This is a genomic window from Streptomyces sp. NPDC017448 (assembly GCF_044330565.1).
Taxonomy (GTDB): Bacteria; Actinomycetota; Actinomycetes; order Streptomycetales; family Streptomycetaceae; genus Streptomyces.
In genome coordinates, this window is record NZ_JBIRLM010000007.1 from 137,882 (window position 1) to 154,102 (window position 16,221).

Here is a 16,221-nt window from a genome sequence, read left to right on the forward strand (position 1 = left end):
AGGCCGCGCCCCCGGCCCGCAGGCCCCCTTGACCAAACCGATGTCCGGCCCGACGATCCCGCCATGACGCTTCGGGTCACCCTGGTCGCGGCGGCGCGCGGCTCCTCCCGAGCGGCCGAACGCTTCGACGACGACCGGCCGCTCGACGACGCCGGCCGGCACGAGGTGCGGTTCGTCGCCCCCGCCCTCGTCCCGCTCCGCGTGGCCGAGCTGCGCTACTGCTCGCCCACCCCGCGCAGCCGGGCCACCGGGAACGCCCTCGGCTTCGCACCGATGGCCCAACCGGCCCTGCGCGACTGGGACATGGGGCGCTGGCGCGGACTGACCCTGGGTGAGGCGACCGCCCGGGAACCGGCCGCCGTCGGCCTCTGGCTCACCGACCCGCGCAGCGCCCCGCACGGCGGCGAGACCATGCTCGACTTCATCGGGCGGGTGGGCGGCTGGCTCGACACCCGCCCCGCCGACGACATCCTCGCCGTCGCCGTCGCCGAACCCGCCGTGGTCCGGGCCGCCCTCGTCTACGCCCTGAACGCCCCGCCCTCCGCGTACTGGAACATCGACGTCCGCCCGCTCTCCACCCTCACGCTGACCGGCCTGCCGGGCCGCTGGGTCCTCTGCCTGGAGGCGGGCGCCCGCTGAGCCTGGAGGCGGGCGCGGCCCGCCGGGAACCGGACATCCGACGTGCCGGCCACCCGGGTTTCGCCTGCGGACGTCAGGAATGTGAGGATGTCACCATGACAACCAAGGTCTACTTCGACATCACCATCGACGACGCGCCCGCAGGGCGGATCACGTTCAACCTGTTCGACGACGTCGTCCCCAAGACGGCGGAGAACTTCCGCGCGCTCGCCACCGGCGAGAAGGGCTTCGGCTACGCCGGCTCGTCCTTCCACCGCGTCATCACCGACTTCATGCTCCAGGGCGGCGACTTCACGCGCGGCGACGGCACCGGCGGCAAGAGCATCTACGGCGAGAAGTTCGCCGACGAGAACTTCAAGCTCAAGCACGACCGCGTGGGCCTGCTCTCGATGGCCAACGCCGGCCCGAACACCAACGGCTCGCAGTTCTTCATCACCACCGTGCTCACCCCGTGGCTGGACGGCAAGCACGTGGTCTTCGGCGAGGTCGCCGACGAGGACGGCATGGCCCTGGTCCGCAAGATCGAGGCGCTCGGCTCCTCCAGCGGCCGCACCCGCGCCAAGGTCACCATCGCCGAGTCCGGCGTTCTCTGACCGAACCGCCGACCGGTCTGCGACCGCTCCGGTCCCCGACGGGCCCGTGGCAGGACCGCCCCCCCCCCGCGTACGCGTACGCACCGGGGGAGCGGACCGGCCGCGGGCCCGCGGCATGCGCCCGCCCGAACCCCGGTACCGCCGGATCCCCGAAGCGGGAAAGCTCGGCACGGACTCGGCCCGCCGCATCCTGGGGCCGCCGGTCGGCGTCGGCAACGTCGTGATCGGCACGGCCGCGGCTGCGGCCGTGCTCGCCGCGCTGCACCCGGTACTGCCGCCCATGCTGCTGGTGATCGCCCTGCCCAACGGCTGGGGCACGGTCCGCTCGGCGCGCTTTCACCACTCGCGGAAATATCGACGGACGCCGCCGTGTGGCAAGACCATGGCCGCGAACCGTTGCCCGGCGCCTGTCGGCCGATCGCCTGGACGGCGTCGATCTGCCCGAAGGGGTGTGGTCAGTGCTCCGCGCCGTACTGTTCCCGCCACCGGTCGATGAGGGCGGCCATCTCGCGCTGGAAGAACGCGTAGAAGTCCCGCATCTCGTGCAGGCGCCGCCCGGCGACGCTGTCCTCGCCCGCGACCTCGATGCCCTCGGTGGCGGCGTCGCCCATGACGACGAGCATGGCGTTCTGGTCACTCATCAGCCTCGCCCAGGCGTGCTCACGGAAGCGGTAGTGGTCGCGCCGGCTGCCGGGGGCCGGAACGCGCTCGATCATGCCGCTGGGGAGGAGCTGCTTGACCGCGCCCGAGACGGCACCGGAGCTGATCCGCAACTCGTCGCACAGGTCATTGGCCGTCATGGTCTCCTGACGGCTGAAGAGGAGCGCGGTCATCACACGCGCGGTCGTCTTCTGCATCCCGCCCTGCGCCAGGGTGAGGGCAAGCCGCTCGGCGGCATCGCGGAGCCGCCCCCTCTCCTCCTCGTCCACGGCCCCGGCCGGTGTCTTCTCACGGGTCTGTTCGCTGTCCATGTCCCGCATCGTACCGAGAACTCTCAACAGTCAGATAACTCGGAATGTTTACAGATCTCTGAAACTTCGCTACTTTCTGAATCGTGGAGAACGCGATCGAGCTCCGGGAGCTCACCAAGACGTACGGCACCCGACGAGGACTGAGCGGACTCACCCTGGACGTCCGTGCCGGTGAGGTCTTCGGCTTCCTGGGCCCCAACGGTGCGGGCAAGTCCACTACCATCCGGCTCCTGCTCGACCTGGCCCGCCCCACCTCGGGGCGCGCCGTGGTGCTCGGCCTGGACCCGCGCGCCGACGGTCCGCTGCTGCGTGCCCGGATCGGGTACCTGGCCGGCGACTTCGTCTGTGACGGACGGCAGAACGTGCGCAGCTACCTGCGCTTTCTCGCCGCGCTGCGGGGCGGTGTGCCGCAGGAGCGCATCGACGGCCTGGCCGACCGGCTCGGTCTCGACCAGAGCGCGATGATCAAGAAGCTGTCCAAGGGCAACCGGCAGAAGGTCGGCCTGGTTCAGGCGTTCATGCACACCCCGGAGCTGCTGGTCCTGGACGAACCCACCTCCGGGCTCGACCCGCTGGTCCAGCAGACCTTCTGCGACCTGGTCACCGAAGCCTCGACGAGGAACGGCCAGACCGTGTTCATGTCCAGCCACGTCATGAGTGAGGTGGAGGCCGTCGCCGACCGGGTCGGCATCATCCGCGACGGTCGCCTCGTCGCCCTGGACTCCGTCGCCGCCCTGCGTGCCGGAGCTGTGCGAGACATCGAGGTCACCTTCGCACACCCCGTGCCCTTGGCCGCCTTCGAAGGAGTTGACGGACGGCTGCACCTCGACGAGGCCGGAACCACCCTCACCGGCCAGGTCACCGGCAGCCCCGATGCCCTCGTCAAGGCCCTCGCGCCCCATACCGTCACCGGCCTGCGCGCCACCGAACCCGCTCTCGAAGAGCTCTTCCACTCCTACTACGAGGGTGCGGAAGCCGCCCCACCCGCCGCGACCGTCCAGTCCGCCTGACCGGAGTCGACCGCCTGCTTCCACCGACCCTCGCACTCCCGCCGAAAGGCCCCCCGATGAATCTGGCCGTCTATACGAAGTCCCTTTCCGACAGCCGCCGCGGCCTCGTCGGCTGGATGCTCGGCACCGCCGCCGTCGGCATGATGTACGCCTCCACCTACCCCTCGCAGAAGGACAACACCGCGAGTTTGCCTGAGGCTCTGCGCGAGTCCCTGCACATCGACGCCACCGCCGCCGGCTACCTCCAGGCCAGCGTCTTCGGCCTGATCCTGCCCCTGCTGGCCATGATCTACGGTGCCGCCACCGGATCCCGGGCCGTCGCGGGCGAGGAGGAGTCGGGGCAGCTCGACCTCGTCCTCGCCCACCCCCTCACCCGCACCCGGCTCGTCCTCCAGCGCTTCGCCGCGCTGGCCACCGGAGCGGGCGCGATCTCCCTCCTGGTCTGGCTCGCTCTGCTCGCCATCCGCGACAGCGCCGAACTCACCGGCGTCACCGCGGCCGAACTGCTCGCCCAGTGCGTGAACCTGGCCCTGCTCGGCACCGTCTTCGGAGCCCTCTCGCTCGGGCTCGGGGCCGCCTTCGGTCGCCGGACCGTCGTCCTCGCCGGCACCGCCGCCCTCGGGGTCCTGGCCTACGCCGCGCACACCTTCGCCGCGCAGATCGGCGCGGACCGGCTCGCGTACCTCTCGCCCTTTCACCACTACATCGGCGGCCAGCCGCTGCGGCACGGTTTCCAGTGGGCCGATGTCGGCATCCTCGCCGCGACGGCCAGTGCCCTCGTGGCCCTGGGCGCGTGGCGCTTCGCGCGCCGGGACATCAACACCTGACGTCCTGCCCCGGGCGATGGGAGCAGGCCGCGGATCAGCCTGACGGCCCTTGCGAGCCCCCGCCGGGCAGGGTGACGGCCGCGCGAGGCTTGAAGGGCTCCCTACGAAGCCCGTACCAGTCCTCGACGGAATGGACGTCCACGAGGAAGGCAGCCGGTTGGCAGGACGTTCCGCGCAGGTGCGTCGCTCGCTGTTCGCCGCGCATCCGGCCCGCACGGCCGTGCGGGCCTTCGCCGCCGTGATCGCCCTGGGGGCCGCGCTGCTCGCACTGCCGGCCGCCGCTGTGGTCTGTGCATGACCGATGCGGTGAGGCTGCCGCGGGTGTGGACCGCCGCGGCCAGGGCGTCGGTCACCAGGTCCGCGCGCATGTGGTCGGCGATCGCTCATCCGGCCCCACGGCGCGAGGCGAGGTCGGTGACGGCCGTGGGGCAGCAGAACTTTCCCCTGTCGATGGGCGGGGAAGAAGTCATCTCGATCGGGGACCAAACCGCCCGTGCACATCGGAGACCAGGCGCAGGTCCTGTGGTCTGACCTGTTCCTTTGCGGTCGGTAGCCTCCCGGCGTGGGGACCGTTGAGCGGCTGGTGCCGGATGAAGGGGGGAGTTGTTCCAGCGGGCGGTGCCGTCGCGGCCGCAGGGCGGTGGCCGGCGTCGGCCCAGGGACCGGGAGGCGCCGGCCGCGGTCGTGAAGGGCATCCCGCCGGTCCGCTCACGCGGCGGCCGATGACGGCGCGAGCCCGCAAAGCTCCACGCCGACCAGGGCTACGACTACGCCCACCTGCGGCGATGGCTACGGGAACGCGACATCTCCCGCCGCGTCCCCCGCAAGGGGGCCGAGTCCTCGCAGCGACTGGGCCGCCACCACTGGACCGTGGAACCCGCCATGGCCCGGCTCGCCGGCTGCCACCGCCTCCACCGCCGCTACGAACGCGAGGCCGACCACTTCCTCGCCCGCACCCTCATCCGCTACCGCGACTCACCGCATGAGATGACTTCTTACTCCTGGCCGGCGGCCCGTGCGGCCCGCTCGGCGTTGCGCTCCTTGATACGAGCGGCCTCCTTGCGCACCTCCGCCTGGGTGGCGCGCTCCTGCCGCAGCCACTCGGGCATCTCGTCCTTCAGGGCCTCGATCTGCTCGGTGGTGAGCGGCTCGGTGACCCCGCCGCGGGCGAGCCCCGCGATGGAGATGCCGAGCTTGGCGGCGACGACCGGCCGGGGGTGCGGGCCGGTGCGGCGCAGCTCCACGAGCCAGGCGGGCGGGTCGGTCTGGAGGGCGTTCAGCTCGGTGCGGGAGACGGCACCCTCCTGGAACTCGGCGGGGGTGGCCTGGAGGTACACACCCAGCTTCTTCGCCGCCGTGGCGGGCTTCATGGTCTGGGCGGTCTTGTGCGACGTCATGGGTCCAGGGTATCGACCACGGGACACGCCTTCGACCACCGACCGGTAGCCTGACCTCGTGACAGGCTCGGACATCCCCTCATCCTTCAGACTCGCGTACGTCCCCGGCGTGACGCCCACCAAGTGGGTGAGGGTCTGGCACGAGCGGCTGCCCCGTACCCCGCTGGAGCTCGTCCAGACCACCGCGGCCGACGCCCCGGGCCTGCTGGTGGACGGGGGAGCCGACGCCGGTCTCGTACGGCTGCCGGTCGACCGGTCCGTCCTGAGCGCCATCCCCCTCTACACCGAGACGACCGTCGTCGTGATCCCCAAGGACCACGTGGCGACCGCCGCCGAGGAGGCGTCGCTCGACGATCTGTCCGACGAGATCGTGCTGCACCCCCTCGACGACGTCCTCGGCTGGGAGTCCCCGCCCGGCCGCCCCGCCTTCGAGCGGCCGGCGACCACGGCGGATGCGATCGAGCTGGTCGCGGCGGGCGTGGGCGTCCTGCTCGTCCCGCAGTCCCTGGCCCGCCTGCACCACCGCAAGGACCTCACCTACCGGCCGGTGCGGGACGCCCCCGAGTCGCGGATCGCGCTGTCCTGGCCCGAGGCGGAGACCACCCCCGACCTGGTGGAGGAGTTCATCGGGATCGTCCGGGGCCGAACCGTCAACAGCACCCGGGGCCGCGTGGGCGCCGACCGGCAGCGCCCCACGGAGAAGGCCAAGGAGAAGGCCAAGGACAAGCAGCGGTCCGGCGGGACGGGCGGCGCCCGGCAGAAGCCCGCGGCGGGCGGGAAGCCCTCCTCGGGCGGCCGGTCCGCCCAGCGCGCCGGAGGCCGCAGCGGTCAGGGCGCCAAGCGCACGGGCGGCCAGAGCGGCAAGCGCGGGAAGCCGCGCGGCCGGTAGTGCGCCGAGCGGCCGGGGCCCGCCGGTCCCGGCCGGGCGCCCGCGGAACGCCACCCCGCGCCGGTTCACTCGTTGATGAGGCGACCGCCGTACGCAGGGGAGCGCCCGTCCGATGCCGAACATCCGCAGAATCCAGCACCGTGGCCTCATCGGGATGCTGCTCGTCGCCGTGGCCTTCACCGGCCTCCAGCTGACGGCGGTGACGGGACGGGCCTCGCCCGACACGAAGAACTACCTCTCCTACGCTCTGAGCCTCAGCGGTGAGAGCCGCGCCGAGGCGGGCCGCCGGGCCATCGCGTACACGTGCGAGAGCGCGCGGCACGCGCCTCTGCCCACGATCCCCTGGACCAGCAGGAAGGCGCCGGGGGAGACCGGGGAGCAGTGCGTGCGCCGGCTGAACGACTCGATGGCGTACTGGACCCGTCGGGGCAACACGTCCGGGATGACGGCGCCCTTCGCCAACCAGCGGTTCATGGCCATCTTCGAGGCCAGGCCGGGCTACCCGCTGTTCCTGGTCCCCTTCGTGACCGTCCTCGGCGCCACCTGGGGCCTGTGGCTGGCCGGCCTCCTCGTCGCGCTCGCCGGAAGCGTCTGCGTCCTGCTCGCCCTCCGCGCGGCGGGCGCTTCCCGGCGTGCCGGCCTGGCCGGGCAGGCGCTGTACCTCGCCCTGCCCACCGGCACCGTCGCCATGAACCCCCTGAGCGACGGGCTCTCCCTGGCGCTCGGCACGACGGTCGTCCTCGGCTGCACGCTGCTGCTGCGAACCCGGCCCGGTACGGACGCGGAGCCGCGTGCGGGCACCGGAACCACCTCCCGCCCGGACCCCGGTGCGAGCGCGGAGCGGCGGGCGGGCGCCGGGCGGTGGGCCGGTGCGGCGGGGCCCCGTACCGGTACGGCGCTCGTCGTGGGCGGGTTCGCCCTGATGTTCCTCGTCCGCTACTCGCAGGCGCTCCTGCTGGCGGCCGCTCTGGCGGCCGTCCTCCTGATCCGGGCGGCATGGCTCCACCGGAAGGGGCGGCGGCCCGCTCCCGTACTCCGGGCGGCCGGACTGTGCGGGGTGCTGGCGGTGCTCGTCCACGCCGGGGCGCACTTCCTGTCCTGGCCGATGGGCCAGGACAGCGCCCAGGACCTGCTGACCCATCACTACCAGCGCCCCGACCGGCCCGACCCCTGGCCCGAGTTCTTCGCCCAGGAGCGGGTCTTCTGGTCGGCCTGGCTCCGGCTCCAGGCGAGCCGGCCGGTCCTGCCCGTCCTGCTCGCCCTCTCGGCCTGGGCCCTGCTGAAACGGCGCTCCGCCGTACTGCCGGTGGCCGTGGCGGCCGGGGCGGCCGGCCTCCTCAACCAGGCGGGCCACCCCAACCTGGACCAGCTGCTCGGCCACCGCCTCATCGTGTTCGTCTGGCTGCTGCCCGTCCTGGCGGTCCCCCTGCTCCTGGACCGGCCGCGGACCGAGGGGGCCTCACCGCTCCCCGCGCAGCCGAAGAAGGTGGGCGGCGGTCAGCGCGACGGCACGGTCCGCGTCGTCCAGCAGGCGGGCGAGGGCGCGTGAGGCCGTAACCCCCGGGATGCCCGCCAGCGCCTGGGTCAGCCGCCCGCGCGCGGGCGCCCCGGTGGCGTCCTGGTCCAGCCGGCCGACGAGGAGGGACGCGATCCGGTCCGCCGCCGCGTCCCCGGCGGCCAGGACGTGCAGCGCGTCCGCCGCTTCGGTGTCGTTCTCCCCGGAGGCGACCAGGTCCACGAGCACCGGGGCCGCCGCCGCTTCGCCCCGGGCCCCGAGCGTGAGGGCGGCGCGGCCGCGGACCACGGCGTCGGGGCTCGCGACGGCGGCCCGCAGCACGGCGTCCGCCTCGTCGCCGGGCAGTTCGGCGAGGGCCCGCACGGCACGTTCCCGTACGGCCGCCACCGGGGAGTCGAGCCCCTGTGCCAGCAGCGCCGTGCCGCCGCCCGAGCGTGCCAGGGCCCATCGGAGGGCCCCGGAGACGTACGGATCGCTCTCACCGAGCGCCGCCTCGGCCAGGGCCTCGACCGGGACCTCCTCGGCCGAGGCCAGGGCCGCCCGGTGGCGGGCGGCGGCGTTCTCGTCCCCGAGGGCCCGCAGGAGGGCGAGGACCTGAAGGACCTCCTCCCAGTCGGCCGGCTCCCGGGCGTGGACCCGTTGCAGCCGGGTGAGCAGCTCGGTCTCCGCGGCGATGCGCTCGCGCGTGCGGCGGATGAGGTCGTCGACGAGCGCCGAAGGCGTGAAGCCGGGGTCGTCGAGGGCACGTCCGATCTCCCGCAGAGAGAGCCCCAGCGCGCGCAGGCTCTCGATGTGGAAGATCCGCCGGATGTCCTCGCCGGAGTACTCCCGGTAGCCGGAGCCGGTGCGGCCCGAGGGCCGTACCAGGCCGAGCGACTCGTAGTGCCGGAGCATGCGGGCGCTGACGCCGGACCGCCGCGCGACCTCACCGATCAACACGCGCTACGCCTCCCCTTCGCAGCCGCCCGCCCCGCCGAGGGCCACGGCGCGCTCCGCCCCCTCCAGGGCGGCGGCGAATCCGGTGTCCGGGTCGTGCCACATCCGCTCGGTGGCGAGGGCGTGCGCGCGTACGGCCGGGTCGGGGGCCCGCCGCGCGCCGTCCAACGCCGGCGCCATCGCCCCGCCCAGGGCGATCAGCGCCCGGCTGAGGCTCAGCCGCGTCGCGCGTCCACCGCGCCCCAGCCGCGTCACCAGCACCGCCGCCAACGCGGCCTCCTCCCCTTCCGGTACGAGCAGGACCGCCGCGCGCCAAGCGCTGCGCGCCACCTCCTCGTCCGCGTCGGTCAGCACGGCCCGGGTGATCGCCGGCCACGCCCGGGGATCCCCGACCTTGGACAGGGTGTGCAGCGCCTGGCTCCGTGCCTGCGCCCGCTCCGAGCGGACCTCGCCGAGCAGCCGGGGGAGCGTGTCGGCGACCGGATGACGGGTGAGCGCCCAGGTGAGCATGTCGCGGACGAAGAACTCCGGCTCGACCGCGCACCGCTCGATCAGCGCCTCCACGCAGCGCGGGTCCGGCGCCGCACCGATCGTCAGAGCGGCGCGCAGCCGCACCGACGCGTTCTCGTCCCGCAGCGCCCGCAGCGCCGCCCGCTCGTCCGTCCCCTGCCGTCCCGTGACCGTCACCGAGACCACCTCCTCGACGGACAGTGAAGGGCTTGTCACGGTGTCAAGGTCAACCCCGCCCGGGCGCGCCCCGGCTCAGGGGCCGCGCCAGACGTTGGCGAAGGCGGTGTTCTCGATGGTCCGCCTCTGCCGTACGGCCTCCAGCTCCATCACCGCCTCGTGGACGGCGGCGACCACGGTGGTCACCGTCTCGTCGCCGATGCCGGGCCCGGCGTCCTCGGGCCCCTCCCCGTCGAGGCCCACGGCCGCCGCGAGGGAGGCCAGCACGGGGTCCCCCTCCTCCCGGCGGGCCACGGCCCGGCGGCGGGCGGGCGTGTCCACCAGCTCCACCTCCTTCGGGCCGAAGGGGAGCAGGCCGCCCCGCTTCCGGGTGAGCTCGCCGTCCTCCTCCAGCGCGTCCTGGTAGGCGGCCGCGAGGTCCCGGCCCCGGCGCCACAGCCAGTCCTCGACCCGCTCGTACGGCGGCTGCCGGACGATCCCCGCCGCGGCCGCGGCGAGCAGCCGGTCCTCGGGCGCCGACGACCCGCCCGGTACGACGAGGTCGCCGTCCACGGTGACGGTCCCCGCCTCCAGCAGGTCGAGCAGTTCGGCCCCGGCGAGCGCGAGGGACAGGTCGCCCTGTCCCACCGCCCGCTCCGGCGCCGGGTCCAGCGCGATGACGAACAGGTCTTTCGCCGTGGTCATGAAGGGTTCCCCTCGAAGGCATCGACGTGATCGGCGCAGGCGGGCCCTGGCCGGACCGCCCGGCGGGGCGCCGGTTCGGGGGCGGGCGACTGCTGCGACCAGTATCGCCCCCGCCCGTTCCGGTCCGGCGGCCCCAGGGGGTTCCCCCGCGCGGCAGCGCCTGCCGCCGTCGAACGCGTCGGGGAACCCCGCGCCCATGGCGGAAGCGCACCCCCGGCCGACGGGGCCGCCGCCCGACCGGCCCGCAGGACCGGGTGGGACAGCTGGCCCGGCCCCGGCCGCTACGACGCTCAGGGGCCGACCGATGCGCTCCGTCGCCCACCGGTACGGCCGCGGCAGGCAAACCCTTTGCATAAAAGTGCGTGCGTGCGTATAGTCATGCCATCGATCAGGAGGGTTGCCGATGGCGGTACGAGCAGCAGTGGCAGGGGCGAGCGGATACGCCGGCGGGGAGCTGCTCCGTCTTCTCCTGGCGCACCCAGGGGTCGAGATCGGCGCCCTCACCGGGCACTCCAACGCCGGGCAGGCGCTCGGATCGCTCCAGCCGCACCTGCGGCCCCTCGCGGACCGGGTGCTGGAGCCCACGACCGCCGAGGTGCTCGCCGGGCACGACGTCGTCTTCCTCGCGCTGCCGCACGGGCAGTCCGCCGCCGTCGCCGAGCAGCTCGGGCCGGAGGTCCTCGTCGTCGACATGGGGGCGGACTTCCGGCTGAAGGACGCGGGGGACTGGGAGGCGTTCTACGGCTCCCCGCACGCCGGGACGTGGCCCTACGGGCTGCCCGAGCTGCCGGGCGGGCGGGCCGCGCTCGCCGGGGCCAAGCGGATCGCGGTGCCCGGGTGCTACCCGACCGCGGTGTCGCTCGCGCTCTTCCCCGCGTACGCGGCCGGCATCGCCGAGCCGGAAGCCGTGATCGTCGCCGCGTCGGGCACCTCCGGTGCGGGCAAGGCGGCCAAGCCGCACCTGCTCGGCTCCGAGGTGATGGGCAGCATGACCCCGTACGGCGTCGGCGGCGGACACCGCCACACGCCCGAGATGATCCAGAACCTCAGCGCCGCCGCCGGTGAGCGGGTCACCGTCTCCTTCACCCCCACCCTCGCCCCCATGCCGCGCGGCATCCTCGCCACGTGCAGCGCGAGGGCACGGCCCGGCGTGAGCGCGGAGAGCCTGCGCGCGGTGTACGAGAAGGCGTTCGCGGACGAGCCGTTCACGGAGCTCCTGCCCGAGGGGCAGTGGCCCGCCACCGGCGCGGTGTACGGCTCCAACGCCGTACAGGTCCAGGTCGCCCACGATCCCGCCGCCGGACGGATCGTCGTCGTCTGCGCCATCGACAATCTCGCCAAGGGCACCGCGGGCGGCGCCCTCCAGAGCATGAACATCGCCCTCGGACTCCCCGAGGACACAGGACTCACGACGATCGGAGTGGCACCGTGAGCGTCACGGCAGCACAAGGGTTCTCGGCGGCGGGCATCGCCGCGGGAATCAAGGAGAGCGGGAACCCGGACCTGGCCCTCGTGGTCAACCACGGTCCGCGCCGCGCCGCCGCGGGCGTCTTCACCTCCAACCGCGTCAAGGCCGCTCCCGTCCTCTGGTCGGAGCAGGTCCTCAAGGGCGGCGAGGTCACCGCCGTGGTCCTCAACTCCGGGGGCGCCAACGCCTGTACGGGGCCGCAGGGCTTCCAGGACACCCACGCCACCGCCGAGAAGGCCGCCGAGGTGCTTCCGGGCCACAGCGCGGGCGAGATCGCCGTCGCCTCCACCGGGCTCATCGGCGTCCCGCTCCCCATGGACAAGCTGCTGCCCGGCATCGAGCAGGCCGCCGCCGCCCTCAGCGAGCACGGCGGCGAGAAGGCCGCCATCGCCATCAAGACCACCGACACCGTCCACAAGACGGCCGTCGCGGGCGGGGCGGGGTGGACCGTCGGCGGCATGGCCAAGGGCGCCGGCATGCTCGCCCCCGGCCTCGCCACCATGCTCGTCGTCCTCACCACCGACGCCGACGTCCCCGCGGAGCGGCTGGACGCCGCCCTGCGCGAGGCGACCCGCACCACCTTCGACCGGGTCGACTCCGACGGCTGCATGTCCACCAACGACACCGTGCTGCTGCTCGCCTCCGGCGCCAGCGGCGTCACCCCGGAGCAGGGCGCGTTCGCCGAGGCCGTACGGGCCGTCTGCGCGGACCTCGCCCGGCAGCTCATCGGGGACGCCGAGGGCGCGTCCAAGGACATCCGGATCGAGGTGGTCAACGCGGCCACCGAGGACGACGCCGTCGAGGTGGGCCGCTCCATCGCCCGCAACAACCTCCTCAAGTGCGCCATCCACGGCGAGGACCCCAACTGGGGCCGGGTCCTCTCCGCGATCGGCACCACGAAGGCCGCCTTCGAGCCCGACCGGCTCAACGTCGCCATCAACGACGTCTGGGTCTGCAAGGACGGTCAGGTGGGCGAGGACCGCGACCTCGTCGACATGCGCTACCGGGAGGTCAGGATCACCGCCGACCTCGCCGCCGGCTCCGAGTCCGCCGTCATCTGGGCCAACGACCTCACCGCGGACTACGTCCACGAGAACAGCGCGTACAGCTCATGACGACGGCGCGGAAGCACACCGCACTCCCGAAGGCGCAGATCCTCATCGAGGCGCTGCCCTGGCTGACCCGCCACCACGGCAGGACCGTCGTCATCAAGTTCGGCGGCAACGCCATGATCGACGAGGAGCTGAAGGCCGCCTTCGCCCAGGACGTCGTCTTCCTGCGGCACGCCGGGCTCAAGCCCGTCGTCGTGCACGGCGGCGGCCCGCAGATCAGCGCCCAGCTCGACAAGCAGGGCCTGGTCAGCGAGTTCAAGGCCGGGCTGCGCGTCACCACGCCCGAGGCGATGGACGTCGTCCGGATGGTGCTCGCCGGACAGGTCCAGCGCGAACTGGTCGGCCTCCTCAACCAGCACGGCCCGCTCGCCGTCGGCATGACCGGCGAGGACGCCCACACCATCACCGCCACCCAGCACCGGCCCACCATCGACGGCGAGTCCGTGGACATCGGCAGGGTCGGCGAGATCACCGCCATCGACACCGGGGCCGTCCAGGCGCTGCTGGACGACGGCCGCATCCCGGTCGTCTCCTCCATCGCCCGCTCCGCCGACGACCACCACGTCTACAACGTCAACGCCGACACCGCCGCCGCCGCGCTCGCCGCCGCGCTGAACGCCGAGACGCTGATGGTCCTCACCGACGTCGAGGGGCTGTACGAGGACTGGCCCCACAGCGACGACGTCATCAGCCGGCTCACCGCGAGCCAGCTGGAGAAGCTGCTGCCCGAACTGTCCAGCGGCATGGTCCCCAAGATGCAGGGCTGCCTGCACGCCGTGCGCAACGGCGTCGAGACCGCCCGCGTCATCGACGGCCGCGTCCAGCACTCGATCCTGCTGGAGATCTTCACCGACGAGGGCATCGGCACCATGGTCGTGCCGGACGCCCCCATCGACGTACACACAGGTTCTGAACAGGGGGAGTCATGACGACCGGTACCGGAACCGACACCGGAAGCGGGACCGGAAGCGGGGCCGGAACCGCGCTCACCTCGCGGTGGCAGGGCGCGCTGATGGACAACTACGGCACCCCCCGCCTGCCCCTCGTCCGCGGCGAGGGCGCCCACGTCTGGGACGAGGACGGCGCCCGCTACCTCGACTTCGTCGGCGGCATCGCGGTCAACGCCCTCGGCCACGCCCACCCCGCCGTCGTCCGGGCCGTCTCCACGCAGATCGCCTCCCTCGGCCATGTGTCGAACCTGTTCGTCGCCGAGCCGCCCGTCGCGCTCGCCGAGCGGTTGCTCCAGCTGTTCGGCCGTCGGGGCCGGGTCTTCTTCGCCAACTCCGGCGCGGAGGCCAACGAGGCCGCGTTCAAGATCGGCCGGCTCACCGGGCGCACCCGCATGGTCGCCACCGACGGCGGCTTCCACGGCCGGACGATGGGCGCGCTCGCGCTGACCGGCCAGCCGGGCAAACAGCAGCCGTTCGTCCCGCTCCCCGGCGACGTCACCCACGTGCCGTACGGGGACGCGGACGCGCTGCGGGAGGCGGTGTCCACCGACACCGCACTCGTCATCGTCGAACCGATCCAGGGCGAGAACGGCGTCGTCGTCCCGCCCAAGGGCTACCTGGAAGCCGCCCGGGAGATCACCCGGGCCACCGGGACGCTGCTGGTCCTGGACGAGGTGCAGACCGGTGTCGGACGCTGCGGCCAGTGGTTCGAGCACCAGGCCCACCAGGGCGTCGAGCCGGACGTCGTCACGCTCGCCAAGGGGCTCGGCGGAGGCCTGCCGATCGGCGCGGCCGTCGCCTTCGGCCCGGCGGCCGACCTGCTGAAGCCGGGGCACCACGGCACGACGTTCGGCGGCAACCCGGTCGCCTGCGCCGCCGGACTCGCCGTCCTGGACACCCTCGGGGCCGACGGCGCGCTCGACGAGGTCAAGCGGCTCGGGGAGAGGATCCGCGCCGGCGTGGAGGCGCTGGGACACCCGCTGGTCTCCCACGTCCGCGGTGCGGGGCTGCTGCTGGGTATCGTGCTCACCGGACCCCTCGCACCGCAGGTGCAGCAGGCGGCCCAGGGAGCCGGCCTCCTGGTGAACGCGCCCGCCCCCGATGTCGTACGGCTCATGCCGCCGCTGATCATCGGTGACGCGGAGGTGGACGCGTTCCTGGAGATCCTGCCGGGAGCTCTCGACGCGGCACACGGGGACGGACGATCCGGAGCATGACCCTCCGGAGAATGAGGCGACGACGATGACCGAGGCGCAGGAGACCGAGCACGGCGGACCGTCCGTGCCGCAGACCCGCACCGCCCGCCACCGCCGGATCGTGGACATCCTGAACCGGCAGCCGGTCCGCTCGCAGAGCCAGCTGGCCAAGCTCCTCGCCGACGACGGGCTGAGCGTCACCCAGGCGACGCTCTCCCGCGACCTGGACGAGCTGGGCGCGGTGAAGATCCGCAACACCGGCGGCGAGCTGATCTACGCGGTGCCCAGCGAGGGCGGATTCCGCACCCCGCAGGCCCCGCTGGGGGGCTCGGCCAAGGAGGAGCGGATGCGCCGGCTCTCGGCCGAACTGCTCATCTCGGCGGAGGCGTCGGCCAACCTCGTGGTGCTGCGCACCCCGCCGGGCGCCGCCCAGTTCCTCGCCTCGGCCATCGACCAGGCCGAACTGCACGACATCCTCGGCACCATCGCGGGAGACGACACGCTGATGCTCATCAGCCGCGACCCGAACGGCGGCCAGGCGCTCGCCGACCACCTGCTGAGGCTCGCTCAGAACGACCGCTGAGCCGCCCCGTTCAGTAGCGCGTGATCGCGGTCGGGCCCGTGGTGGTCCCGACCGCGATGTGCGGCGCGCGCTCCGGGTCCGCCCAGGCGAGGATCTCCGCCATGGCGTCGGCCGGGACCGAGACGCATCCGGCCGTCGCCCCGCCCCCGTTCACGTGCAGGAAGATGCCCGCGCCCCGGCCCCGTACGGGCCGCTCGTAGTTGAAGCCGATCACCAGCGCCCGGGCGTACTGCGTGCCGTAGGAGACGAGGTGCTCGGCCTCGTCCGCCCGGCAGTGGGCCGGGCGCGGTTCCACCCAGCGGTTGTACGCCTCCGAGTCGTTGTCCTGGCACCACCAGGAGGCGTCGTTCACCTTCCGGTACGGGTACGCGGTGCCCGCCGGGGCGTCCTCGATGCCGAAGGCGTACGGCAGGCCGTACAGCCCGGTCGGCGTGGTGCCGGTGCCCTGCTCCCGGGTCGCCCCCTCGGCCAGCCCGTTCGCCCCGAACCGCGCGGGGGCGGACCCCGCCTCGGCCCACCGGCCGCCGCGCCGCTCCCACCAGGTCACCGTGCCCGTCGTGGAGCCGGCGTCCGGGGCTTCGGCGGTGATCAGCTGGGAGCCGCCGCCGGTGTCCGCGAGCCGGTCCGGCAGCAAAGGCACGTCGGCGGCGTCGGCGGGCCCGGCCCCGAGGGAGCCGGCCAGGGCGATGAGTACGGCGGCGGTCACCAGTGGTCTGCGCATGCTCCGGACCGTACGGCGGCCGGTCGCGTCGCCCCACCGGGC

The 16,221-nt window shown here is 73.6% G+C and carries 18 protein-coding genes; 12 read left to right on the top strand and 6 right to left on the bottom strand.

The window, feature by feature from the left end:
- Window positions 1–63: 63 nt before the first annotated feature.
- Complete coding sequence (locus tag ACH4K1_RS14450; RefSeq protein WP_398089465.1) at window positions 64–639, top strand: histidine phosphatase family protein; 576 nt, start codon at window positions 64–66, stop codon at window positions 637–639.
- A 95-nt stretch (window positions 640–734) separates the two neighbouring features.
- Window positions 735–1,232: a peptidylprolyl isomerase gene (locus tag ACH4K1_RS14455; RefSeq protein ID WP_093691117.1), complete on the top strand. Its 498-nt coding sequence runs from the start codon at window positions 735–737 to the stop codon at window positions 1,230–1,232.
- A gap of 455 nt (window positions 1,233–1,687) precedes the next feature.
- Here the strand turns inward: ACH4K1_RS14455 and ACH4K1_RS14460 are convergent, their stop codons facing one another.
- Window positions 1,688–2,203, bottom strand: coding sequence for a GbsR/MarR family transcriptional regulator (locus ACH4K1_RS14460; protein ID WP_398089467.1), 516 nt, complete (start codon window positions 2,201–2,203; stop codon window positions 1,688–1,690).
- An 83-nt stretch (window positions 2,204–2,286) separates the two neighbouring features.
- Here ACH4K1_RS14460 and ACH4K1_RS14465 point away from each other — a divergent pair, with 83 nt between their 5' ends.
- From ACH4K1_RS14465 to ACH4K1_RS14475, 3 genes are all read left to right on the top strand, one after another.
- Window positions 2,287–3,213, top strand: coding sequence for an ABC transporter ATP-binding protein (locus ACH4K1_RS14465; protein ID WP_398089469.1), 927 nt, complete (start codon window positions 2,287–2,289; stop codon window positions 3,211–3,213).
- Between the two features lie 56 nt (window positions 3,214–3,269).
- Window positions 3,270–4,040 carry an ABC transporter permease subunit gene (locus ACH4K1_RS14470; RefSeq protein ID WP_398089471.1) on the top strand — a complete coding sequence of 257 codons (771 nt, stop codon included), beginning with the start codon at window positions 3,270–3,272 and terminating at the stop codon, window positions 4,038–4,040.
- A 130-nt stretch (window positions 4,041–4,170) separates the two neighbouring features.
- A complete protein-coding gene (locus ACH4K1_RS14475) occupies window positions 4,171–4,338 on the top strand; it encodes a hypothetical protein (RefSeq protein ID WP_398089473.1) in 168 nt (55 codons plus the stop codon).
- A gap of 697 nt (window positions 4,339–5,035) precedes the next feature.
- Here the strand turns inward: ACH4K1_RS14475 and ACH4K1_RS14480 are convergent.
- Window positions 5,036–5,437: a DUF5997 family protein gene (locus ACH4K1_RS14480; protein WP_398089474.1), complete on the bottom strand. Its 402-nt coding sequence runs from the start codon at window positions 5,435–5,437 to the stop codon at window positions 5,036–5,038.
- A 58-nt stretch (window positions 5,438–5,495) separates the two neighbouring features.
- Here ACH4K1_RS14480 and ACH4K1_RS14485 point away from each other — a divergent pair, with 58 nt between their 5' ends.
- The gene (locus tag ACH4K1_RS14485) at window positions 5,496–6,326 is read left to right on the top strand and encodes a LysR substrate-binding domain-containing protein (RefSeq protein ID WP_398089476.1); all 831 of its coding nucleotides are present in this window, start codon (window positions 5,496–5,498) and stop codon (window positions 6,324–6,326) included.
- A gap of 112 nt (window positions 6,327–6,438) precedes the next feature.
- Window positions 6,439–7,875: a hypothetical protein gene (locus ACH4K1_RS14490; protein ID WP_398089478.1), complete on the top strand. Its 1,437-nt coding sequence runs from the start codon at window positions 6,439–6,441 to the stop codon at window positions 7,873–7,875.
- On the opposite strand, the gene ACH4K1_RS14495 is transcribed toward ACH4K1_RS14490, so the two are convergent.
- The 3 genes from ACH4K1_RS14495 to ACH4K1_RS14505 are packed head-to-tail and all read right to left on the bottom strand — an operon-like array spanning window position 7,786 to window position 10,149.
- Entirely contained in the window at window positions 7,786–8,781 is a 996-nt protein-coding gene (locus ACH4K1_RS14495) for a MerR family transcriptional regulator (RefSeq protein WP_398089480.1), read from the bottom strand. The two genes, ACH4K1_RS14490 and ACH4K1_RS14495, sit on opposite strands and share 90 nt — an antisense overlap.
- A gap of 3 nt (window positions 8,782–8,784) precedes the next feature.
- The gene (locus ACH4K1_RS14500) at window positions 8,785–9,504 is read right to left on the bottom strand and encodes a HEAT repeat domain-containing protein (RefSeq protein WP_398089481.1); all 720 of its coding nucleotides are present in this window, start codon (window positions 9,502–9,504) and stop codon (window positions 8,785–8,787) included.
- 36 nt (window positions 9,505–9,540) lie between these two features.
- Entirely contained in the window at window positions 9,541–10,149 is a 609-nt protein-coding gene (locus ACH4K1_RS14505) for a GPP34 family phosphoprotein (protein ID WP_398089483.1), read from the bottom strand.
- A gap of 403 nt (window positions 10,150–10,552) precedes the next feature.
- On the opposite strand from ACH4K1_RS14505, the gene argC reads away from it, so the two are divergent.
- From argC to ACH4K1_RS14530, 5 genes are read left to right on the top strand one after another with little or no spacing between them, the layout of a single operon-like run.
- On the top strand, window positions 10,553–11,581 hold the full coding sequence (gene argC / locus ACH4K1_RS14510; RefSeq protein WP_398089485.1) for an N-acetyl-gamma-glutamyl-phosphate reductase: 1,029 nt from the start codon (window positions 10,553–10,555) through the stop codon (window positions 11,579–11,581).
- Entirely contained in the window at window positions 11,578–12,732 is a 1,155-nt protein-coding gene (argJ, locus tag ACH4K1_RS14515) for a bifunctional glutamate N-acetyltransferase/amino-acid acetyltransferase ArgJ (RefSeq protein ID WP_398089487.1), read from the top strand. Before argC ends, argJ begins: the two co-directional genes overlap by 4 nt.
- Window positions 12,729–13,658: an acetylglutamate kinase gene (argB, locus tag ACH4K1_RS14520; RefSeq protein ID WP_398089488.1), complete on the top strand. Its 930-nt coding sequence runs from the start codon at window positions 12,729–12,731 to the stop codon at window positions 13,656–13,658. Before argJ ends, argB begins: the two co-directional genes overlap by 4 nt.
- Complete coding sequence (locus ACH4K1_RS14525) at window positions 13,655–14,896, top strand: acetylornithine transaminase (protein WP_398089490.1); 1,242 nt, start codon at window positions 13,655–13,657, stop codon at window positions 14,894–14,896. Before argB ends, ACH4K1_RS14525 begins: the two co-directional genes overlap by 4 nt.
- A gap of 25 nt (window positions 14,897–14,921) precedes the next feature.
- Window positions 14,922–15,458 (top strand): arginine repressor, encoded by a 537-nt coding sequence (locus ACH4K1_RS14530; RefSeq protein WP_019764598.1) that lies wholly within the window; start codon window positions 14,922–14,924, stop codon window positions 15,456–15,458.
- 10 nt (window positions 15,459–15,468) lie between these two features.
- Here ACH4K1_RS14530 and ACH4K1_RS14535 read toward each other — a convergent pair whose 3' ends face one another.
- Window positions 15,469–16,179, bottom strand: a complete 711-nt coding sequence (locus ACH4K1_RS14535) for a L,D-transpeptidase (RefSeq protein WP_398089492.1) — start codon at window positions 16,177–16,179, stop codon at window positions 15,469–15,471.
- Between the last annotated feature and the right edge of the window lie 42 nt (window positions 16,180–16,221).